The sequence below is a fragment of the Brevibacterium linens ATCC 9172 genome (genome assembly GCF_900169165.1).
Lineage (GTDB): Bacteria > Actinomycetota > Actinomycetes > Actinomycetales > Brevibacteriaceae > Brevibacterium > Brevibacterium linens.
Genome location: NZ_FXYY01000012.1, coordinates 1 through 22,079, shown reverse-complemented (window position 1 = coordinate 22,079; position 22,079 = coordinate 1). Strand labels below are relative to the sequence as shown.

The following is a 22,079-nucleotide window of genomic DNA, read 5'->3' as shown; positions in this document are numbered from 1 at the left end:
CCGGCCGAGTGGACGTTTGGCTGAGTGGATCCCGGGTCGGTTGGGCCCGGAGTGTGATCTCGATAAAGCCGCGGAGCCATGCCGGGTCGGTTCTGGGGCGGACGAGGTCTGACTTGTTACCGTTATTGCTTCAGTTCATCCTCGGCAGGAGCAATGCGTGTCTACTTTCTTCGACGGTCCCGAATTCCACGGTATGGCAGCGGGCGGCAAAATCAGCCACGACCCCGGCATGGGCGATCGGATGATGCGGGAACTGGCGCCGTTCCTCAAGGCCGAAGGCGTCGACATCGACGATCCGAATGCGGACTTCACCGAAGCCGAATTCCACGCAGCTATGGAGAAGGCGCAGGGGGAGTACAACCGCCGTCTGTTCAACCCGGTCGGTGCTCACCGCGGACTGGCTCTGGGGGCGCTGCGGTCCTTCTCCCTTGCCTTCGCCGACGGCGATATCATGCGCGCCGAGGCTGTTGTGGCCTCCCTGCCCTCCGACCCCGAGGATTTCAAGCCGAGCGTCGCACAGGTGACCGGGGCGGCGATGGGTCTGGTCGACGAATGGTTCACCGATGATGCCCACGGACCGAAGCTCGGCGGAGTGATGGCGCCGAAGTGGCCGGTGAAGAAGTCCCGAAACGCAGCCCGCGACATCCTGGCCCTGGCGCATAAGGGACGCGTCGTCGACAGTCTCGACCGCCTCATCACCAGCAACAGCGGACGTCCGGTCCTCGAAGGGTCCATGCTCGCCGTGGCCGCTGCGGTCGTACGACTGACCAAGCGGGACAAGGTCTCAGCCGAACAGGTCGTCGACGAGCTCATGCCGCTCGACGGCTATCCGGAACCGGTTGCCGGCACCTACGGCTCCACCGGCCACGTGAACCACGATGTCCAGGAAGCCCAGGACGGCCCTGCCGCAGCACAGGAGCTGCCGGAGTGGCTCGGCGGATCGAGTGCCGAGGCGACTGCGCAGGCGAATCCCAACGGTGACCGGCGGGGCGCCGATGAACGAATGGACGAGGTCGAGAAGACCGTTTACGAGATGCCGCTCTACCAGCGCTTCCGCGACTGGCTGGCCGAGACCTACGATGATGTCGACGAGGACTCAGAGGTCTTCGACATCGCCCACCTCCTGTTCTGCATCGCCGTGTCCTCCCGCGCAGATATCGATGAGCCGGAGGGAATCGACGACCTCCTCGACGTCCTCGAAAGCTTCGCCGTCGACGGACAGGAGGAAGCCGAGAAGACCGATGGCGAATCGCCTTCGACAGTGATCTTCCTCGACAGCCTCGAAGCTCTCGACAACTATCTCCGCTTCCGCATGGACACCGACGAATCCCCCGAACGCTGGAACTCCGCCCGTGCCCGCGCCGAGGCCGCGAGCATGCGCACAGACCCGCTGCCCTCGGCTCTGATGGCCGCCGTCGAAGCCAATGCCCTGAACGAGGAGCAGCTCGCGCAGCCCTTGCCGAACAACAACCTCGTCACAGGTGTGGCCAGCATGCTCGAATGGATCGGCGACTTCCGACAGGTGACCGGAACAGGGCGGGTGAAGCGCGCAGATATCGCCGAGGCGGCCGGAAAGTTCGGCATCGACGCCGTCGGTGTGGCCTCGAACGCCCGGTACGAAGACGGCGTGAACTATGCGCGCAGCGCCGATGAGGTGCCCGTCCTCGAAGCGATGTGGGCCGTTATGCAGAGTGCGGAGATCATCGAAATCACCGGGACGAAGGTCCGCCCCGCCGGCGCTGCCGACCAGTGGCGCTCAGGCGAGGTCAGCGCGGATACAGCGCTGCCGGTCATCGGTGCGTTCATCTACGAACGGCTCCTCGATGTGGTCAACCTCGTCCCCGGAGAAGACTTCGCAGCCCCGGCGATCACGATCGCCCAGCGTCTCATCGAGATCATCACTCCCGACGCCGCGCCCGAACGCCCCGAACTCGACATCGACGAGGAGCGTGCGGAGCGGCTCTCCGCATTGCTGGCTGACGAGCTGCAGGAACTCATCGAACTCGGGCTCCTCACGAAGACCGATGGCGCGATCTCCGTGGAGCCGGTGTACCGACGCATCGTCGCCAGTGCCGCGCTCATGCTGCTCGCGGGGCCGAGGGATTAGAACGAGGCAGGCGCCCCGATTCCACTGTGACGGCGCCTGCGCCGATTCCGTGCAACGGCGGAGAAATCGGCACCAGACTGTTGTGCACACCCGATCCCCGGGTTAGGCTAGCCTATGAGAATTACGCAACGCTGGTCTTTCCTAAGGCGGTTGACACGCTGGCTTGAAGTGGTGGATGCGGCGTGCGCGATTCTCTCTGTTTCACGTCATCAAGCCCTCGGCGCAAATTCCGGCGCCGGGGGCTTCGCGCTGTCAGAAGTAGGTGCCCTGTCGGGCGGGAAAATCGCGGCCCTCACCCCGCGCCGGGGCGATGTCCCTCCGCCTCGTCGAGGATGAGGAGTGAGCGGGAGGATGCGACGCCCGGGACTTCGTGGATCCGGCGCAGGATCACCTGTGACAGGGCCGTGTTGTCCGGGGCGTTCACGGTGACCAGGGCGTCGATGTCACCGCTGACGGCTTGGACCTTCTCGACGAAGGGCAGAGCGGCCAAGTCCTCGCGGACCTGCGGCCAGGGGCGGTCGCCGATCTTGACGACGACAACTGCGGTGACTGTCATGCCGAGGGCCTCGCGGTCCACCTCGGCGGTGAATCTCCTGATCGCCCCCGATTCGATGAGGGTGGTGAAGCGCTTGTGCGCGGCAGAGCGGGAGATGTGGACGCGTTCGGCCAGCTGGCGCACGCTCAGGCGCGAGTCCTCGACGAGGGCGGCGATGATGCTGCGGTCGATGTCGTCGAGGTCGAATGCCACGGGCGCTCCTTCACCGTTGATGTCTGCGTCTTGCCTGCGACCTCTGCGTTCAACCTGCCCTGATGCACTCGCGCGGAGAGGCGGCGGTGGGCACCGGGAGGACTGGTCGGTCTCCTTCCCATTCTAGGGCCCCGCCTCGGCGAGGGGATGACCCTGCGTCGAGGTCCCGTCGTCGACGACAGGGGCCCCGCCTCGGCGAGGAAAGTCCGCATGGTTGCGGAGTCCGACGCGCTGGACAAATTCTGTCGATCGTTCGTACAGTAACGGAGATATCTGTGGTGCCTACCACGTACCATGGGTGATGGACATGGCCGGTTCTTACCTGGACCCGGTCAACGGACGGAAATCAGCCACCTGTAGATTATGAGACGAAAGTCTCACGCAGCTGGAACTGCTTCACGAACCTAAGGAGTCATCCTTGAAGATCGCGGTGTTGGTCAAAGAGGTCCCGGATACCTACGGCGACCGCAAGTTGAACTTGGAAACCGGGCTTGCCGATCGCGGCGCCTCGGAAGCCGTCCTCGACGAGATCGGTGAGCGTGCCCTCGAGGTCGCGCTGACGCAGAAGGACTCCGACGGCGACACCGAGGTGACCGTCATCTCGATGGCGCCCGATACCGCGACCGCCACGATCCGCAAGGGTCTGGCCATGGGCGCCGACAATGCCGTGCACGTGGCCGACGAGTCGCTGGGCGGTGCCGATCTCGGGCTGACCGCCGAGGTGCTCGCCGCTGCTCTGCGCCGCGGTGAGTACGACCTCGTCGTCACCGGCAACGTCTCCACCGACGGCAACGGCGGCATGATGCCGGCGATGCTCGCCGAGCATCTCGACTACCCGCACGTGACCGGCCTGACGACTGTCGAACTGGAAGGCGGCAAGGTCTCCGGCAGCCGCGCCATCGAAGGCGGCAAGCAGCAGGTCTCGGCCGAACTGCCCGCCGTCATCTCCATCACCGAGGCGCTTCCCGAGGCCCGATTCCCGAACTTCAAGGGCATCATGGCAGCGAAGAAGAAGCCCTTCGAGGTCATCAGCCTGGCCGATCTCGACATCGACGCCGAAGATCAGTCGACCGCGCGTTCGATCATGGTCACCGTCGCCGAGAAGCCGCCGCGCGAAGCCGGCGAGAAGGTCGTCGACGAAGGCAATGGCGGAGTCGAACTCGCCGAATACCTCACCAAGAACCGTCTGGCCTAAGGAGAATCGTCATGTCAGAATTCCCGCAGGATTCCGTTCTCGTCGTCCTCACCGCCGATGCCGAAGGCCAGCTGGAGAAGCCGGCCGCCGAACTGCTCGGCGGTGCCGCTGAGATCGGCTCGCCCGTCGCCCTCGTGCTCGCCGCCGGCAGCGCCGACGCCGCTGCCGAGAAGGCCGCCGAACTCGGTGCCGTGTCGACCCTGACCGCCGCAGCCGCCGAGGGCAACCTCGGCACCGCGGCCGTCGACGCCGTGGCCGCAGCTGCGGAGCTCACCGCGCCCGACGCCGTGCTTGTGCCCAATACCCTCGATGGTCGTGACATCGCCGGTCGCTACGCCGTGCGCAGCGGGTCAGCCGTGTCCGTCGACGCCATCGGACTCGAACGCGACTCCGAGGGCATCGTGGCCAACCACTCCGTGTACGGCGGCGGCTACACCGCCTCCTCGGCCCCGACCTTCGGTGCGCCCATCGTCACCGTGCGTCTGGGTTCGATCGAAGCCCGCGCCGAGGCACAGTCCGCGAACACGCAGGCCCTCGAGGTTGCCGATTCCGGTAAGCGCTCGGCTGCGATCGATTCGTTCGAAGCTGTTGTCGAAACCTCCTCGCGTCCCGAGCTGCGCGGTGCGCAGAAGGTCGTCTCGGGTGGTCGCGGCGTCGGTTCGGAGGAGTCCTTCGAGCTCGTCGGCGAGTTCGCCGATACCCTCGGTGCTGCCGTCGGTGCCTCCCGTGCGGCCGTCGATGCCGGTTACATCGCCCAGTCGCACCAGGTCGGCCAGACCGGTGTGTCGGTGTCCCCGCAGCTCTATGTGGCTCTCGGCATCTCCGGTGCGATTCAGCACAAGGCGGGTATGCAGACCTCGAAGACCATCGTCGCGGTCAACAAGGACGCCGAAGCTCCGATCTTCGACATCGCCGATTTCGGTGTTGTCGGCGACCTGTTCAAGGTCGTTCCCCAGGCCATCGAATCACTGAGCGAGAACAAGTCCTGATATGGCCACCTATTCCAGTTCGCTGCGCTCGGGTCTGCCCCGGGTCGAAGGCGGAGACCCCTGGCCCCCGGACGGCACCATCGGCGAACCCTTGGAAGAGGGCGCGTCGTGGCTGCCGGAGACTGCCGAGACGGAGGAACTGGATGAAGGTTCCCCCGCCGAGGCGGCCGAGTCCGATGTGACCGAGACCGAGGATTCGACGGGGACCGTGGCTTCCGCCGAAGCCGAAGAGCCCGTTGAGGAATTGGTCGAGGAGCCCGTTGAGGCAGTTACTGCGGCCGAGGTTCCGCTGCGCCGCGGTCTGCCGCGCGTTGAAGGTGGAGAGCCGTGGCCGCCGGAAGGTCTCGCTCCTGCCGGGGTGAAGGCCACCGGTGCTTCGGCCGCTCCCGCTGCGTCGGCCGAAGTGCCTGCTTCCGAGGAGCCTGCAGTCGAAGAGGATGTCGCTGTCGAGGATTCGACCGAGGACGCGGCGTCCGTCGAGTCGGACGAACAGTCGTCGGCTGCCCCGGCTGCCGCCGCTGCAACGGCCGGTGCCGGAGCTGCGGCTGGCGCTGCCGTTGCCGCCTCTGAATCTGCTCCCGCCGCCGAGGTTCCGTTGCGCCGTGGTCTGCCGCGCGTCGCCGGCGGAGACCCCTGGCCGCCGGAAGGCTTCGCGCCCGCCGGAGTCAAGGCTGCTGGGGGTTCGGCTGCCGACGCTGCTCCGGCAGCGGCTGTATCCGCGCCCGCCGAGAGCACCGCGCAGGAATCCGCTGCTCAGGCCGACTCTGCCGAAACCGCCTTGGCTGATACGTCAGTCGATTCCACGTCTGAATCGTCGTCCGCTGCTCCCGCTGCCGCCGCAGCTGGCGCCGGTGCTGCCGGTGCCGGTGTGGCCGCAGCTGCTGCTGGCGGCTCGGGTGCCGGCGAACTCTCCGATGTTCCGCTGCGCCGTGGACTTCCCCGCACCGCCGGGGGAGACCCCTGGCCACCGGAAGGGTTCGCCCCCGCACACGCTGCCAAACCTGCCGCAGGCTCGGCTGCCGCTTCGGCTCCGACCGAGGAGAAGGCCGCTGAGACCACGTCGACCGATGCCGCATCTGCCGAGGCCGGTAAGCCTGCCGATGATGCACAGTCGACGGCCGAGGCGAAGCAGGATGCGACGCCGGCGGCAGCCGACGGATCCGGTGAGAAGAAGCCCCAGGGTCGACGCACCGGAATCGGTGGTGTCGGTGCCGGTGCGGCAGCCGCAGGTGCGGGAGCCGCTGCCGGTGCAGGTGCTGTGGCAGCGGGAGCCGCCTCGGCGTCGGACAAGTCCTCCGACGGAGCCGAGAAGAAGCCCGCTCAGCGCAAGCCGATGGGCAAGCCCGCGGCGAAGACCACGGACAAGCCTGCCCAGCGAAAGCCGATGGCCAAGCCCGCCGCGAAGGCCGACGACAAGGCTGCGGCACGCACCGCGGACAAGCCGGCCGCGAAGACGGCACCGGCTGCGAAGGCCACATCGTCGGGTTCGGGCAGTACTGCCTCGGCGAAGCCTGCAGCGACGAAGGAACCGGTCATGATCGGTTCGAAGTCGCTGGGACAGTGGTCGAAGCTCGTCGGACTGGGACTCGGCGGACTCATCGTCGCGGCCGGGATCCTCATCCTCGCCGCCCGCGGTGTCACGACCCTGCCGGGTGTGCCGGAGTTCCTCGAGCGCTACCCGGGCGAGTATCACATCCCGGAATTCGTCGATCCCGGGTTCCCGGGCTGGGTGCGGTGGACGCACTTCCTCAACCTCTTCTTCATGGTGCTCATCATCCGGTCGGGTCTGCAGGTGCGTCACCAGCAGAAGCCGCCGGCGTTCTACACCCCGAAGAAGGGTGGGAAGAAGGTCAGCATCAACCTCTGGCTGCACACGAGCCTCGATCTGCTGTGGCTGGCCAATGGTGTGGTCTTCGTCGTGCTGCTGTTCGTGTCCGGGCATTGGGCGCGGATCGTGCCGACCAGTTGGGAAGTGTTCCCGAACGCGGTCTCGGCGATGCTGCAGTACGCGACGATGGAATGGCCGATGGAAGAGGCGTGGGTCAACTACAACGCTCTCCAGCAGCTGATGTACTTCATCGTCGTGTTCATCGCGGCTCCGTTGGCGGCGATCACGGGTGTGCGGATGAGCGAGTGGTGGCCGAAGGATGCTGCGAGGCTGAACAAGTTCTACCCGGCGCCGTTGGCTCGTGCGATCCATTTCCCGACGATGCTGTTCTTCGTGTTCTTCATCCTCGTCCACGTGTTCCTCGTGTTCACGACCGGACTGCGGCAGAATCTCGGGTACATGTTCGCGGGTACGAATGTGCTCGGTTGGGCCGGGCTCATCTGGTTCCTCGTCGCGATGGTCGTGGTCGTGGCCGGGTGGTTCGCGGCCAGGCCGTTGCTGCTGGCTCCGATCGCGAATCTCTTCGGACGCGTTTCGAGCAGGTAGGACAGACACTCATCACTCGGCCGGTCAGGCCGAGATGGACGGCGATCAGGCCCTGTCGGATATTGAATCCGGCAGGGCCTGATCGCCGTCCTTTCGCATTCCCGACAGAAATCTCTTGACCGGGGAATGCGATGATCTTAGTGTTGAATGCAACCTAGTTGCAATAAATGCAACTTTGGGAATCTCAGCCGCCCACCACATCGGAGAAGACAATGAAGTCGGACCTGGCTCCAGAGGACAATGACGCAGCGAAGACGAGGCCGTCATCGTCCGAGCACCCCACACTCGAACATAAGCGGACGCTGCGACGTGTCGTCTCGGCCAGCTTCGTCGGCAACTTCGTCGAATGGTTCGACTACGGGGTATACGGCTATTTCGCCACCACGATCTCGCTCGTCTTCTTTCCCAGGTCCGAAGGCAATCTCGCTCTCCTGTCGACCTTCGCGGTCTTTGCCGTGTCCTTCGTCGTCCGTCCCATCGGCGGCTTCATCTGGGGACATATCGGGGACAAGATCGGACGCCGCTCAGCACTGTCCGTGTCGATCCTCATCATGTCGGTCTCGACCTTTGCGATCGGTCTGCTGCCGAGCTTCGCCGTCGCCGGCTTCCTCGCACCGGTGCTGCTGCTCGTCGTCCGCCTCGTCCAAGGATTCTCCGCGGCAGGCGAATATGCGGGCGCCTCGGCGTTCCTCGTCGAATACGCACCACCGCGGCGACGCGGACTGTACGCGGCAGTGGTTCCCGCCAGCACGGCGACCGGCCTGCTGCTGGGCTCCGTGCTGGCCGCAGTGCTGTCCGCTGCCCTCACCGACGTTCAGCTGGAGACCTGGGGTTGGAGGCTCCCGTTCTTCCTCGCCGCGCCCATGGGACTCATCGGCCGTTACATCCGCACCCGGCTCGAGGACACCCCGGCCTTCCGTGAGCTCGCGCAGCAGGACGAGGTCATCAAGGCCCCGGTGTTCGCGATGTTCCGTGATCACTGGCGTCCGCTGCTCATCGCGATGTGCGCGGTCCTGCTCAATGCTGTCGGCTTCTACGTCGTCCTCACCTACATGCCCACGTATCTCACCACGGAACTCGGCTACGGGGCGACGGAATCATTCATCGCCACGACCATTGCTCTTGCGACCTACATCGGCTTCATCCTGCTCACCGGTCTGGCCTCCGACCGGTTCGGGCGCAAACGGATGCTCACCATCGCCTCCATCTGCTTCATCGTCCTCACGGTGCCTGCCTTCATGCTCCTCGATACCGGAAGCTTCGCTGTCGTCGTCCTCATTGAGATCGCCCTCGGGGCCATGCTCACGCTCAACGACGGCACCCTGCCGAGCTTCCTTGCAGAGATGTTCCCGACCCGGATCCGCTACACCGGATTTGCCGTGAGCTTCAACGTCTCCAACGCGCTGTTCGGCGGTACGGCGCCGTTCATGGCCACTCTGCTCATCGGGGTGACCAACTCGAACCTGGCTCCCGGCTGGTACCTCATGGCCGCCGCGGCCGTCTGCTTGGGCGCTGTCATCTGCGCCAAGGAGACCTTCCACAAACCCCTGCGCGAAGTCTGACGAGCGCAGCCGCCACTCTCGCAGCTCGCCGGACGCGCAGCTGTCAATCACACGCGGCTGTGCCCGACGCGCAGCCGTGCCGAACGAATAGGAGAAAACGATGACCACCTTCGCCGACAACGCATCCGTCGCCGACCTGGAGCGAATCAAGGTCCTGCACAACGGGTCGAAGACACCACTGACGTTCTCCGACGCGGAGATGGAGCGCAGGCTGACCGGACTGCGTTCGATCATGGCCGAGAAGGAGCTCGACGCCGTGATCCTCACCTCGTACCACAACATCAAGTACTACTCTGACTTCCTCTTCACCTACTTCGGCAGGTCCTATGCCATGGTCGTCACGCCCGACGACACGGTCACCATCACCGCGAACATCGACGCCGGCATGCCCTGGCGGACCAGCTACGGCGAAAACATCGTCTACACCGATTGGCGTCGGGACAACTACTACTTCGCGATCCAAGAGGGATTGCGTCAACGTGGGATCGGCAATCCCCGCCGCCTCGGCGTCGAGGACGACAATCTGCCGCTGGAGAACCGCAATCGGATCCAGGGTGCATTCCCGGACGCAACGCTCGTCGACGTCTCCCACGAGGCCATGCGCCAGCGGATGATCAAGTCGGCCGAGGAGATCGAGGTGATCAAGCACAGCGCTAGGATCGGCGACCTCGGCGGCGAGGCGATCAGAGAGGCGATCACCGAAGGGATCAGCGAGTACGAGGTCGCTCTCATCGGCACCGAGGCGATGGTTCACGAGATCGCGAAGACCTTCCCCGACCAGGAGGTTCGAGACACGTGGGTGTGGTTCCAGTCGGGGATCAACACCGACGGCGCCCACAACTGGGCGACCACGCGCAAGGTCCGCAAGGGTGACATCCTCAGCCTCAACTGCTTCCCGATGCCGACCGGCTACTACACGGCACTGGAGCGCACACTCTTCTACGGTCAGCCCGATGAGCATTCGCTCGAGCTGTGGAATGTCAACGTCGAGGTGCATAAGCGCGGCATCGAACTCATCAAGCCGGGCGCCGTGTGCCAGGACATCGCGGCCGAGCTCAACGAGATCTATCTCGAGAACGGGCTCTTCGCCAACCGCACTTTCGGCTACGGGCATTCCTTCGGCGTGCTCAGCCACTACTACGGGCGCGAGGCCGGGCTCGAACTGCGCGAGGACATCGACACCGTCATCGAGCCGGGCATGGTCATCTCCATGGAACCGATGATCACCATTCCCGAGGGGCAGCCGGGCGCCGGCGGATACCGCGAACACGACATCGTCGTCGTCGGGGAGGACGAATCCGAGGACATCACGAAGTTCCCCTTCGGCCCCGAACACAACATCATTCCGGCCTGATCGGCAGTCCGTTCGAATCGACCGAGAACCTGGGCGTCGGCCGGTTCTGCGAGCGCACATCGTCTCGTAGCACCGGCCGGCGCGATCGCCTGCGAATATAATCACCACATGTCCCCACACTCTTCCGACCAGTCACGACGCGGCGCCTCGGTCATCGAGAACACCGTGGCCATCCTCCGATGCTTCTCACCCGATCGACAGGAACTCGGAGTCACTGAAATCGCACCGCGTGTGGGGTTGCACAAGAGTTCGGTGTCACGCATCCTCGCCTCACTCGAGCAGGAGGGTATCGTCGAGCAGGTGCCGTCCAAACGGTATCGCCTCGGCCTCGGGATCATTGCGATCGCCGGGCCGCTGCTGGCCGACCTCGACGTCCGACGTGCCGCCTACCCGATCCTGCAGACGCTCACGCGCACGACCACGGAGACGAGTGCGCTGATGGTCTGGGACGGGGCGGAGGCGATCACGGTCGAGCAGATACCGAGTCCCCAGCCGGTCAAGCACACCTCCAGTCTGGGGTCGAGGTACCGAACGGAGGGCAGCGCCTCGGTGAAGGTGTTCCTCAACGCCGCGGCCGGAACAGGACACGCCGACGGTTTCGCCTATGCCCTCAACGATGCAGAGACCTCACCGCACGAGGTCGGCATCGCCGCGCCGGTGCGCGATCATCGCGGAGAGGTCACCGCAGCGATCCTCATCGCCGCACCGAAATTCCGCACCGATGCCGACCGAGTCGCCGAACTCGGCGAACATTGCGTCCAAGCTGCCAAACGGGTGTCGCAGCGGCTCGGCGGTCACTGAGATGTGACTGCCGGCGCTCAGCGCAAGGTGGAGCGGACGGTCTTGTCGAACTCGCGGACGTGCTCGGCGGCGCGGGCGGCGACGGCCTCCTCATCGCCGTCGAGGATCGCCTCGAGCAGATCGATGTGCTCGCGGATGTGGGTGACGAGATCCGGGATCCCCGGGATGACCAGACACCAGATGCGGGTGGCCAGATCGTCGAGGCGGATGAGGGTCTCCGACAGGTGCGGGTTGTCCACAGAGCTGTAGATGAGGCGATGGACGTCGAGGTCGCGCTCCATGAGAGTGCGCTGCTCGTCGGTCGCCTCGAGCGCCCTGAGGTCGGCGATGGCGGCCGTGAAGTCCATGCGCCGCTCCGGGGTGAGGTTGCGCGCCGCGCGCCTGGCGGCGATCGGTTCGAGAGCCTCGCGCATCTCCGAGATCGTCGACAGATCGGTGAGGTCGACATTCGTGGCGAAGGTCCCGCGCCGCGGATACGACACGACGAGGTGATCGCGCTCGAGGCGTTTGAGGGCCTCTCGGATGGGGGTTCGCCCGACGTCGAGCTCGGAGCTCAGGGCCGCCTCGTTGATCGGATCGCCGGGAGCGATGTCGAGCATGATGAGCCGGTGCCGCAGGATCTCATAGGCGTGATTCGCCAAGGACGTCGTCGGTGACGTCGCATCGGCGGATGTGCTCATGAGAAGACTCCTCGAACTCTTTGCGGACAACGTATTGCGTCGGCTGGATCTCTCTGCCTACACTACAGGAACGCATCTGATATATTAGTTGCTGATCAGACGAGGTCGGCTGATCGGCACCGATCGAAGGAGATCCATGACAGAGCAGCTCGCGGCTCCCGCCGTCGATGACACCGCCACGCCCGATGCCTCGGCGGGCGCTTCCGCCGAGACGTTCCCCAGCCGTGAACCCGTCGAACTGAGCACTCCGATCGCCGAACTCGATCCCTCCATCGCCGGCTTCATCGACGCCGAACTGGCCCGGCAGCGCGAGGGCCTGGAGATGATCGCCTCGGAGAACCACACCGCCGCGGCAGTCATGGAGGCTCAAGGATCGGTGCTCACGAACAAGTACGCCGAGGGCTACCCGGGCCGCCGCTACTACGGTGGCTGCGAACACGTCGATGAGATCGAACGCATCGCCATCGACCGCGTCAAGGCCCTCTTCGGCGCCGCATACGCCAACGTCCAGCCGCACTCCGGTGCTCAGGCCAACGCCTCGGTCATGCACGCCCTCATCCGTCCCGGCGACACCGTCCTCGGACTCAACCTCGCTCACGGCGGCCACCTCACCCACGGAATGAAGATCAACTTCTCCGGCCGCCTCTACTCGATCGTCCCCTACGGTCTCGACGACACCGGACGCGTCGACATGGCCGAAGTCGAACGCCTCGCTCAGGAACACCAGCCGAAGCTCATCGTCGCCGGCTGGTCGGCCTACACCCGGCAGCTCGACTTCGCCGAGTTCCGCCGCATCGCCGACTCCGTCGGTGCCTACCTCATGGTCGACATGGCCCACTTCGCCGGACTCGTCGCCGCCGGACTCCACCCCTCACCGGTCCCGCACGCCCACGTCGTGTCCTCGACGACGCACAAGACCCTCGGCGGCCCCCGAGGCGGCATCATCCTCACCAATGACGCGGACATCGCAAAGAAGATCAACTCCGCCGTCTTCCCCGGTCAGCAGGGCGGACCCCTCGAACACGTGATCGCCGGCAAGGCCGTGGCCTTCGGCCTGGCCGCCACCGACACGTTCGTCGACAAGCAGAAGCGGACCCTGGCCGGGGCTTCTGAACTCGCCCGCCGCCTGACCGAAAGCGATGTCGCCGAGCGCGGGATCTCCGTCCTCACCGGCGGCACCGACGTCCACCTCGTCCTCGTCGATCTGCGCAACTCGACCCTCGACGGAGCCCAGGCCGAAGATCTGCTCGCCCAGATCGGCATCACCGTCAACCGCAACGCCGTCCCCGATGACCCCCGACCGCCGATGGTCACCTCCGGACTGCGGATCGGCACCCCGGCACTGGCCAGCCGCGGCTTCGGTTCCGCAGCCTTCGTCGAGGTCGCCGACATCATCGCGCAAGCGCTCAAGGCCGGCACCGACGACAACGGCGCAAGCCCGGAGATCATCGCCGAACTGAGCGCAAGCGTCACCCGACTGGCGAACGACCACCCCCTGTACCCCACCCTCACCGAGATCGGAGCACGCTGATGGCTGACCAGCTTCCCGAACACCCCGACTTCCTGTGGCGCAACCCGGAGCCGAAGAAGTCCTATGAAGCCGTCATCGTCGGCGGCGGCGGACACGGCCTGGCCACCGCCTACTACCTGGCGAAGAACCACGGAATGACGAACATCGCCATTCTCGAACGCGGCTGGCTCGCCGGGGGCAACATGGCCCGCAACACGACGATCATCCGCTCGAACTACCTATGGGACGAATCCGCCGCGATCTACGAGAAGTCCCTCAAGCTCTGGGAGCAGCTGCCCGAAGAGCTCGACTACGACTTCCTCTTCTCCCAGCGCGGTGTGCTCAACCTCGCCCACACCCTCCAGGATGTCCGCGAATCCCAGCGACGGGTGAATGCGAACACGCTCAACGGCGTCGACGCCGAATGGCTCGATGCAAGCCAAGTCAAGGAAGTCTGCCCGATCATCAACATCGGCGACGACCTCCGCTACCCCGTGATGGGCGGCACCTATCAGCCGCGTGCCGGCATCGCCAAGCACGATCACGTCGCCTGGGCCTTCGCCCGCAAGGCCGACGAAATGGGTGTCGACATCATCCAGAACTGCGAAGTCACCGGCATCGAACGCATCGGCGATCAGGTCGTCGGCGTGCAGACGAACCGCGGACCGATCGCCACCGAGAAGGTCGCGTTGGCCGTGGCCGGGGACTCCTCGGTGCTCGCCGACATGGCCGGGATCCGCCTGCCGATCCAGACCCACCCGCTGCAGGCGCTGGTCTCCGAACTCTTCGAACCCGTGCACCCGACCGTGGTCATGTCCAACCACGTCCACGTCTACGTCTCCCAGGCGCACAAGGGCGAACTCGTCATGGGCGCCGGCGTCGACTCCTACAACGGATACGGCCAACGAGGCGGCTTCCACGTCATCGAGGAACAGCTGGCCGCCGCGGTCGAGCTCTTCCCGATCTTCGCCCGCGCCCATGTGCTGCGCACCTGGGGCGGCAACGTCGACGTCACCCTCGACGCCTCACCGATCGTGTCGAAGACCGAGGTCGACGGACTCTACGCCAACTGCGGCTGGGGCACCGGCGGCTTCAAGGGAACACCGGCGGCGGGCTTCACCTACGCCCACACCATCGCGAACGACGAACCCCACCCGCTCAACGCCCCATTCGCCCTCGACCGCTTCGAAACCGGTCACCTCATCGACGAACACGGCGCCGCAGCCGTGGCCCACTGAGCGGAAGGAAAGAGACACCGACATGCTGCTCATCCACTGCCCGAACTGCGGGCCACGCGACGAAACCGAATTCCACTACGGCGGACAGGCCCACGTTGCCTACCCCGACGACCCGTACGCCCTGACCGACAGGGAATGGGCCGAGTACCTCTTCTACCGTGAGAACAGCCGCGGTGCCTTCGCCGAGATGTGGAGCCACAGCGCCGGCTGCCGGAAGTGGTTCAATGCCGTCCGCGACACGGCCACCTACGACTTCACCGCGATCTACCCGATCGGCTCGCCCCGTCCCGACACACAAGGAGAGGTTCGATGACGAACACCACCCGTCTGCACTCCGCGTCTCGTCTGCCCTCTGCCACCGGCATCGACACCACCCGCCCGATCGACTTCACCGTCGACGGACAGGCCTACTCGGGCTTCGCCGGTGACACGATCGCCAGCGCGCTGATCGCCTCCGGCCGCATCGACTGCGGCAATTCGACCTACCTCGGACGCGCCCGCGGCATCCTCGGCGCCGGCGTCGAGGAGTCCAATGCGCTCGTGCGCGTGCACTCCCGGTTCTCCGGAGACGTCTCCGAGTCGATGCTGCCCGCCACCCGCGTCGCCATCGCCGAAGGGCTCGAGGCCGACTACCTCGCCGGACTCGGCATCCTCGACCCCGGCCAGGACGAACTGACCTACGAGCACAAGCATGTGCACACCGACGTCCTCATCGTCGGCGCTGGCCCCGCCGGACTCGCCGCCGCACGTGAGGCCGGCAAGTCCGGTGCCCGTACCCTGCTCCTCGACGACCAGTCGCTGCCCGGCGGCTCGCTGCTGGCGGCGGGACCGGCCACGGCCGAGACCATCGACGACGTCGACGCCCTGGAGTGGGTCGAGTCCACCGTCGCCGGATTCGCCGAGCACGAAGAACTCACCTATGTCCCGAACACCACGGTCTTCGGCAGCTACGACTCGAACTACTTCGTCGCCCTCGAAGACCGCACCGACGCGGTTGCCGCCGCCGGCGGCCACGGAGTGCGGCAGAAGGTCTGGCACATTCGCGCCGGTCAGGTCGTGCTCGCCACCGGCTCTCACGACCGTCCGATCGTCTTCGCCGACAACGACCGCCCCGGCATCATGCTGGCCTCGGCCGTGCGCACCTACCTTGGCCGCTACGGGGTCGCCGCAGGGCAGAACGTGGCCGTGGCGACGACGAACGACTCCGCCTATGACCTCGTCACCGACCTCCACGCGGCAGGCATCACCGTCCCCGCGGTCATCGATTCCCGTCCGACCGCCTCGGCGATCGCAGAATCCGTCACCGCAGCCACGGGCACCCGGCTCATCCTCGGTTCCGCCGTCACCGGCACCGCCGGTGATGGGCCCTCCGGACGCATCAGCTCCCTCACCGTCGCCGAGCTCGACGCCGACGCCGTCGCAGCCGAGAACGGTGAGAGCATCGCCGTCGACCTGCTCGCCGTATCCGGCGGGCATTCACCGGTCATCCACCTGCACGGTCAGCGCAAGGGCGCAATCCACTGGAATGTCGACATCGCGGCCTTCGTGCCGACGACGCCCGTGCGTGACCAGTTCACGGTCGGAGCAGTGACCGGGGACTATTCCCTCGAGGCGGCTCTGCGGCAGGGCGCCGAGGCAGGCAGCCAGGCGGCGAACCGCACCGGTTTCCCGGCCGCCCTCGCCGTCCCCGCCGCCTCGCCGACGGCGTATGCTCCGGCCCGTCCGCTGTGGCTGGTCACCTCCGCGCAGGACGATCCGAACCTGACCACGCATTTCATCGACTTCCAGCGTGACCAGACCGTCGCCGATGTGCAGCGGGCGATGGGCGCAGGCATGCGTTCGGTCGAACACATCAAGCGCTACACCTCGATCTCGACGGCGAACGATCAGGGCAAGACCTCCGCGGTCAACGCGATCGGCGCGATCGCCTCGGTGCTGGGGGAGGCCGACGACCTCGGTCAGGTCGGGCACACGACCTTCCGCGCCCCCTTCGCCCCGGTGCCCTTCGCGGCACTGGCCGGACGGCGTAAGGGCGAACTCTTCGATCCCGCCCGCGTCACCTCGATCCACCCTTGGCACGTCGCCCACGGCGCCGAGTTCGAAGACGTCGGTCAGTGGAAGCGGCCCTGGTACTACCCGAAGCCGGGTGAGGACATGGAGGCGGCGGTGCTGCGCGAGGGCAAGGCCGTGCGCGAATCCGTCGGCTTCCAGGACGCCTCGACGCTCGGCAAGATCGAGATCCGCGGGGCCGACGCCGGAGAGTTCCTCGGCCAGATCTACACGAATGGCTTCAAGAAGCTCAAGGTCGGCAAGGGTCGCTACGGGCTGATGTGCAAGCCCGACGGCATGATCTTCGACGACGGGGTGACCCTGCGCGTGGCCGAGGACCGCTACTACATGACGACGACCACCGGCGGAGCGGCGACCGTCCTCGAATGGCTCGAGGAATGGCATCAGACCGAATGGCCGGACCTCGACGTCGTCTTCACCTCGGTGACCGAACAGTGGTCGACCGTCGCCGTGGCCGGCCCCCGGTCGCGCGACGTCATCGCGAAGGTCGCCCCGAACCTCGACGTCTCCAACGACGCCTTCGAGTTCATGGGCTTCCGTGAGACGACGCTGGCGAGCGGCATTCCCGCCCGTATCTGCCGGATCTCGTTCTCCGGTGAGCTCGCCTTCGAGATCAACGTCGACACGTTCTACGGGCTGACCGTCTGGGAGGCCGTCGCCGAGGCGGGGGCCGAGTTCGACATCACCCCGTACGGCACCGAGGTCATGCACGTGCTGCGTGCCGAGAAGGGCTTCATCATCGTCGGTCAGGACACCGACGGCACCGTGACGCCTGCCGACGCGGGCATGGAGTGGATCGTGTCGAAGGTCAAGGACTTCATCGGCAAACGCTCCTACTCCCGGGTCGACACGGCCCGTGAGGACCGCAAGCACCTCGTCGGAGTGCTGCCCGTCGACGGCACGACCCGCCTGGCCGAGGGCGCCCAGCTCATCGCTGCGGGCACTCCCGTCACACCGGAGAACGGACCGGTGCCGATGATCGGCCACGTCACCTCGTCCTATATCTCGCCGAGCCTCGACCGTCCGTTCGGTCTCGCGCTCGTCGAGAACGGCCGCAACCGTGAAGGTGAGATCGTTCAGTCCCCGCTGGGAGACACCTTGATCGATGTCGAGATCACCTCGCCCGTCTTCTACGATCCGGAAGGAAACCGCCGCGATGGCTGACACCACCTACACCACTTCACCTGCGAAGTCGACCGCGGGCCTCGACGATCTGCGTGTCTCCCCGGCCGCCCACCTCAGCCGTGAGATGGCCGCGGCCAGCCAGGCCGGCGGCAAGGCAGTGGCCCTGCGCGAACTGCCGTTCTCCGTGCAGCTCGGGCTGCGCGCCGAACCGGACTCCGCATCGTGGAAGTCCCTCGAGGACACCTTCGGTCTGCCCCTGCCGCGCCGCGTCGGCGAGGTCACCGGGGACCAGGCAGGTCTGCACGTCCTGTGGCTGAGCCCCGACGAGTTCCTCGCCGTCGACGTCTCCCGCCAGCAGCAGCCGGGAGAGACCCTCGTCGCCGAGGCGGGACTCGCAGGACTGCCCGGGCAGGCCCTCGACCTCTCGGCCAACCGCACCATCCTGCAGCTGAGCGGGTCCAAGGCTCGCGAGGTGCTCGAGAAGAGCTGCCGCGCCGACCTCCACCCGCGGGCCTTCGGCGTCGGCACGGCGATCGTGACCTCGCTCGGCCCGGTGCCGGTCATCCTCCATCACTCCTCGGTGCTCGAATACCGTGTCTACCCGCGAGCGAGCTTCGCAGACTTCACGGTCCGCTGGCTGCTCGACGGAATGGCCGAATTCCTCGATGAGGATGCGGCGGCGGCCGGTGCGGACGGCTCGTCGGCGGGTTCTGAAGGGGGCGCCGGCTGATGGCACTCGGGGTCCTCGATCTGTTCTCGATCGGCATCGGGCCCTCCTCCTCGCACACGGTGGGACCGATGCGTGCGGCGGTGCGCTTCGTCGACGAACTCGCCGCAGAGGGTCTGCTCGATCGCGTCGACGCGATCCGGGTCGGTCTCTTCGGGTCGCTGGGGGCGACGGGAATCGGGCACGGCTCGGACTCCGCCGTGCTGGCCGGACTGAGCGGGAAGGAACCGGAGACGCTCGACCCGGATTCCGTGGGCCCGCTGGTCGCCAGGGTCCGCGAGGAAGGGACGCTCAACCTCGGCGGGCGAAGGGATGTGCCCTTCGATGTTCGATCGGACCTCACGCTGCACCTGCGTGAATCCCTGCCCGGCCATCCCAATGGGATGCGCATCAGCGCCGAGGCGGCCGGTGAGCTCATCGAGCGCGAGTACTACTCGGTGGGCGGGGGCTTCGTCGTCACCGCCGAGGAGCTCGCCGCGGAGAAGGACGCCGCCGAGGCGATCGACGCGGCCGCGAGCGGTCCCGGATCCGGCGAGGACAGTGCGCGGGGATCAGCGCGGGACGGTGACGTCATCGAATTCTCCACCGCCGATGAGCTGCTTGCACAGTGCCGGGCGCACGGACTGTCCATCGCCGATCTCATGGCGGTCAACGAACGAGCCCGCCAGACTGATGAGACCCTGCGGGCCCGACTGCTCGAGATCTGGGCGGTGATGCGCGAATGCGTGCACAACGGCTGCACCCGCGCCGAGACGACGCTGCCCGGCGGACTCAAGGTGAGCCGCCGCGCCCCGGAACTGAAGGCAAAGCTCGAAGCCGCGGACTATCGGGCATCGGGCTCCCTCGACGCCCTCGAATGGGTCAACCTCTACGCGCTGGCCGTCAACGAGGAGAACGCCTCGGGCGGACGCATCGTCACCGCACCGACGAACGGGGCCGCGGGCATCATTCCCGCGGTGCTGCACTATATGGACCGGTTCGTCATCGGCGGGAGCGACGGCGTGGGCGATGCGAGCGTGTCGGACGATGCCGTCGTGCGATTCCTGCTCACTGCCGGGGCCATCGGAATCCTGTTCAAGCGCAATGCTTCGATCTCCGGCGCCGAGGTGGGCTGCCAGGGGGAGGTCGGATCGGCCTGCGCGATGGCTGCCGCAGGACTGTGCGCCGTGCTCGGCGGAACACCGGAGCAGGTGGAGAACGCCGCCGAGATCGGACTCGAGCACAACCTCGGGCTGACCTGCGATCCGGTCGGCGGCCTTGTGCAGGTGCCGTGCATCGAACGCAACGCCATCGCCTCGGTGAAGGCGATCAATGCGGCTCGGCTGGCCATGCACGGTGACGGCTCCCATCGGGTGAGTCTCGACCAGGCGATCGAGACCATGCGGCAGACTGGAGCCGATATGAAATCGAAGTACAAGGAGACATCGCGCGGCGGACTCGCCGTCAATGTCATCGAATGCTGATCGGCACGATTCCCAGTTTTCGCGCCGCCTGCAGATATTGCACCACCCCGGACTCGGCACTACTGAACAGGAAGATTCAGACATGCAGGACTACATCTTCACCCTCGAATGCGCTGAGCGCCCCGGCATCCTCCACTCGGTGACCGGCGCTCTGCTCACCCACGGCGGCGATATCAAGGAACTCAAACAGTTCGATGACCAGTCGACCCAGCAGCTGTTCCTGCGCATCGACTTCAGCGTCTCCGACGAGCCCGGCAACGGGATCGAAGCGCTGCGCAGCGACTTCGAGGCCCTCGGCGAGGAGTTCGGTGCGACCTGGCAGCTGTGGCCGCAGGGTCAGAAGCGACGGGTGTTCATCATGGTCTCGAAGTTCGAGCACTGCCTCAACGACCTGCTCTTCCGGGCCCGGGTCGGCGAGCTGCCGATCGAGATCGCCGCGGTCGTGTCGAACCACCCCGACCATCGGGAGCTCGTCGAATGGCACCACATCCCCTTCTTCCGGATCCCCGTGACGAAGGAGTCGAAGCCCGAGGCCGAAGCGAAGCTGCTCGAACTCGTCGACCGTTTCGAGGTCGACCTCGTGGTGCTCGCCCGCTATATGCAGATCCTCTCCGACGACCTCGCCCGCGAACTCACCGGACGGGCCATCAACATCCACCACTCGTTCCTGCCGTCGTTCAAGGGGGCGAAGCCCTACCACCAGGCGTGGGAGCGCGGGGTCAAGACCGTCGGGGCGACCGCGCACTTCGTCAACTCCGAACTCGACGAGGGTCCGATCATCGCCCAGCAGCTCGTCGAGGTCGACCATGCCTTCACTCCCGAGGACCTCGTCGCGGCCGGCCGCGATGCCGAGTGCAAGGCGCTGTCCAACGCCGTGAAGTGGCACTGCGACGGCCGCGTGTTCCTCTCGGGCAAGAGGACCATCGTCCTGCGCTGAGCCTTCTTCCTCACCGACCGCTCAGGTTGCCGTCGCTGTACCGCGTTATGCGGTGAGCGGTCGACGGCAACCTGAGCGGTCGGGGTATATTCACCGCGCCGGGGGACGGAGTCCACAGGCTCACTGCATGCCGCCTCGGCGTGGATAGACTGTCGACTATGAGCGAGACCCAGACCGAGATCGGACCGCGCATCGGGGACCGGGTGTTCGAGGCGCTGCAGGCGAGCATCCTCTCCGGCGAGTATCGCAGTGGAGACCGATTGCGGATCCGTCAGCTGGCGGCGTCGCTCGGAACGAGCGTCATGCCCGTACGGGAGTCACTGGCCAGGCTCGAGGAGGTCGGGCTCGTCGAGACCAGTCCGCATCGTGGGGCTGTGGTCAAGCAATTCACCGCCGAGGAGCTGCTTCAGATCTATTCCGTGCGCCGCATCCTCGAAGTCGAAGCGACGGTCCGGGGCGCGCAGAAGCTCGATGAGGCGGGCCGGGCGCGCCTGGACGAGGAGTTCGCGGCGATGGAGTCGGCGCTCGACTCCGGCGATGCCTCGGAGTACCTCGACCACGACGAGGAGCTGCTCGCGACGATCTACTCCGCCTCGGGCAACCCCGTCCTCGTCGAGGCGATCCGGACCCTGTGGCTGCGCTGCCGGGCGTACAAACTCGTCGGCGCGAGGCGGGAGATCGCGGCCGATGCCAAGGCGCCGCTGCTCAAGCACCAGCGCCGACTCATGGACGCCGTCGATGCCGGAGACCCCGCAGTCGCCGCCGAGGTGACCGACGAATCCTTCGACGACGCCGTCCGCCGCATCCGTGCCGGGCTCGGAGAGCAGGCTGGCGTCTAGGGCGTGTCTCCTTTATTGACCATTCCAGGACTGGCACGGTGGAGACGTGACTACACAGCAACGACACCGAGTCTTCACTGATGAGCAGTGGGAGAAGATCGAACCACTTCTGCCCTCAAACGTCGGCAAAAGAGCCCGACCGTTTGAGAACAACCGGCGAATCGTCGAAGGAATCGTCTACCGCTACCGCGCTGGCATCGCCTGGCGTGACCTGCCGCGCGAGCATTTCGGGCCGTGGCAGACAGTATGGAAACGTCACCGCCGCTACGCCGCCGACGGCACCTGGGACCGAGTCTTAGC

Annotated in this window: 18 protein-coding genes; 16 read left to right on the top strand and 2 right to left on the bottom strand. The window is 66.2% G+C overall.

The genetic code is table 11. The features are described 5' to 3' along the window. Nucleotides 1-157 precede the first annotated feature (157 nt). Nucleotides 158-2,107 (top strand): hypothetical protein, encoded by a 1,950-nt coding sequence (locus BLIN9172_RS10510; protein ID WP_101555041.1) that lies wholly within the window; start codon nt 158-160, stop codon nt 2,105-2,107. Nucleotides 2,108-2,399: 292 nt separating this feature from the next. Here BLIN9172_RS10510 and BLIN9172_RS10505 read toward each other — a convergent pair whose 3' ends face one another. After that, nucleotides 2,400-2,855, bottom strand: a complete 456-nt coding sequence (locus BLIN9172_RS10505) for an Lrp/AsnC family transcriptional regulator (RefSeq protein WP_101555040.1) — start codon at nt 2,853-2,855, stop codon at nt 2,400-2,402. Between the two features lie 418 nt (nt 2,856-3,273). Between BLIN9172_RS10505 and BLIN9172_RS10500 the strand changes: the two genes are divergently transcribed. The 6 genes from BLIN9172_RS10500 (at nt 3,274) to BLIN9172_RS10475 (ending at nt 11,190) form a co-directional block, all read left to right on the top strand. Next, on the top strand, nt 3,274-4,050 hold the full coding sequence (locus tag BLIN9172_RS10500; protein ID WP_025777250.1) for an electron transfer flavoprotein subunit beta/FixA family protein: 777 nt from the start codon (nt 3,274-3,276) through the stop codon (nt 4,048-4,050). 11 nt (nt 4,051-4,061) lie between these two features. Further along, the gene (locus BLIN9172_RS10495; protein ID WP_101555039.1) at nt 4,062-5,039 is read left to right on the top strand and encodes an electron transfer flavoprotein subunit alpha/FixB family protein; all 978 of its coding nucleotides are present in this window, start codon (nt 4,062-4,064) and stop codon (nt 5,037-5,039) included. Nucleotide 5,040: 1 nt separating this feature from the next. Beyond that, a complete protein-coding gene (locus BLIN9172_RS10490; RefSeq protein WP_101555038.1) occupies nt 5,041-7,473 on the top strand; it encodes a cytochrome b/b6 domain-containing protein in 2,433 nt (810 codons plus the stop codon). A gap of 212 nt (nt 7,474-7,685) precedes the next feature. Further along, nucleotides 7,686-9,035 carry an MFS transporter gene (locus tag BLIN9172_RS10485; RefSeq protein WP_101555037.1) on the top strand — a complete coding sequence of 450 codons (1,350 nt, stop codon included), beginning with the start codon at nt 7,686-7,688 and terminating at the stop codon, nt 9,033-9,035. 100 nt (nt 9,036-9,135) lie between these two features. Next, nucleotides 9,136-10,389 (top strand): aminopeptidase P family protein, encoded by a 1,254-nt coding sequence (locus BLIN9172_RS10480; protein WP_101555036.1) that lies wholly within the window; start codon nt 9,136-9,138, stop codon nt 10,387-10,389. 108 nt (nt 10,390-10,497) lie between these two features. Further along, nucleotides 10,498-11,190 (top strand): IclR family transcriptional regulator, encoded by a 693-nt coding sequence (locus BLIN9172_RS10475; protein WP_025777255.1) that lies wholly within the window; start codon nt 10,498-10,500, stop codon nt 11,188-11,190. 17 nt (nt 11,191-11,207) lie between these two features. On the opposite strand, the gene BLIN9172_RS10470 is transcribed toward BLIN9172_RS10475, so the two are convergent. Then, nucleotides 11,208-11,870 (bottom strand): GntR family transcriptional regulator, encoded by a 663-nt coding sequence (locus tag BLIN9172_RS10470; protein WP_101555035.1) that lies wholly within the window; start codon nt 11,868-11,870, stop codon nt 11,208-11,210. Between the two features lie 136 nt (nt 11,871-12,006). On the opposite strand from BLIN9172_RS10470, the gene glyA reads away from it, so the two are divergent. From glyA to BLIN9172_RS10425, 9 genes are all read left to right on the top strand, one after another. After that, nucleotides 12,007-13,401 carry a serine hydroxymethyltransferase gene (glyA, locus tag BLIN9172_RS10465; RefSeq protein WP_101555034.1) on the top strand — a complete coding sequence of 465 codons (1,395 nt, stop codon included), beginning with the start codon at nt 12,007-12,009 and terminating at the stop codon, nt 13,399-13,401. Then, on the top strand, nt 13,401-14,618 hold the full coding sequence (locus BLIN9172_RS10460) for a sarcosine oxidase subunit beta family protein (RefSeq protein WP_101555033.1): 1,218 nt from the start codon (nt 13,401-13,403) through the stop codon (nt 14,616-14,618). Before glyA ends, BLIN9172_RS10460 begins: the two co-directional genes overlap by 1 nt. A gap of 22 nt (nt 14,619-14,640) precedes the next feature. Further along, nucleotides 14,641-14,931, top strand: a complete 291-nt coding sequence (locus BLIN9172_RS10455; RefSeq protein ID WP_101555032.1) for a sarcosine oxidase subunit delta — start codon at nt 14,641-14,643, stop codon at nt 14,929-14,931. Then, nucleotides 14,928-17,852: a 2Fe-2S iron-sulfur cluster-binding protein gene (locus BLIN9172_RS10450; RefSeq protein WP_101555031.1), complete on the top strand. Its 2,925-nt coding sequence runs from the start codon at nt 14,928-14,930 to the stop codon at nt 17,850-17,852. Before BLIN9172_RS10455 ends, BLIN9172_RS10450 begins: the two co-directional genes overlap by 4 nt. After that, a complete protein-coding gene (locus BLIN9172_RS10445) occupies nt 17,845-18,543 on the top strand; it encodes a sarcosine oxidase subunit gamma (protein ID WP_101555030.1) in 699 nt (232 codons plus the stop codon). The genes BLIN9172_RS10450 and BLIN9172_RS10445 overlap by 8 nt, the downstream gene beginning before the upstream one ends. Further along, nucleotides 18,543-20,003 (top strand): L-serine ammonia-lyase, encoded by a 1,461-nt coding sequence (locus tag BLIN9172_RS10440; protein WP_101555029.1) that lies wholly within the window; start codon nt 18,543-18,545, stop codon nt 20,001-20,003. Before BLIN9172_RS10445 ends, BLIN9172_RS10440 begins: the two co-directional genes overlap by 1 nt. Before the next feature lie 82 nt (nt 20,004-20,085). Then, the gene (gene purU, locus BLIN9172_RS10435) at nt 20,086-20,940 is read left to right on the top strand and encodes a formyltetrahydrofolate deformylase (RefSeq protein WP_101555028.1); all 855 of its coding nucleotides are present in this window, start codon (nt 20,086-20,088) and stop codon (nt 20,938-20,940) included. A gap of 158 nt (nt 20,941-21,098) precedes the next feature. Then, the gene (locus tag BLIN9172_RS10430) at nt 21,099-21,779 is read left to right on the top strand and encodes a GntR family transcriptional regulator (RefSeq protein ID WP_101555027.1); all 681 of its coding nucleotides are present in this window, start codon (nt 21,099-21,101) and stop codon (nt 21,777-21,779) included. Between the two features lie 46 nt (nt 21,780-21,825). Beyond that, a partial coding sequence (locus BLIN9172_RS10425) for a transposase (protein WP_145997952.1) occupies nt 21,826-22,079 on the top strand: 254 nt, incomplete at its 3' end.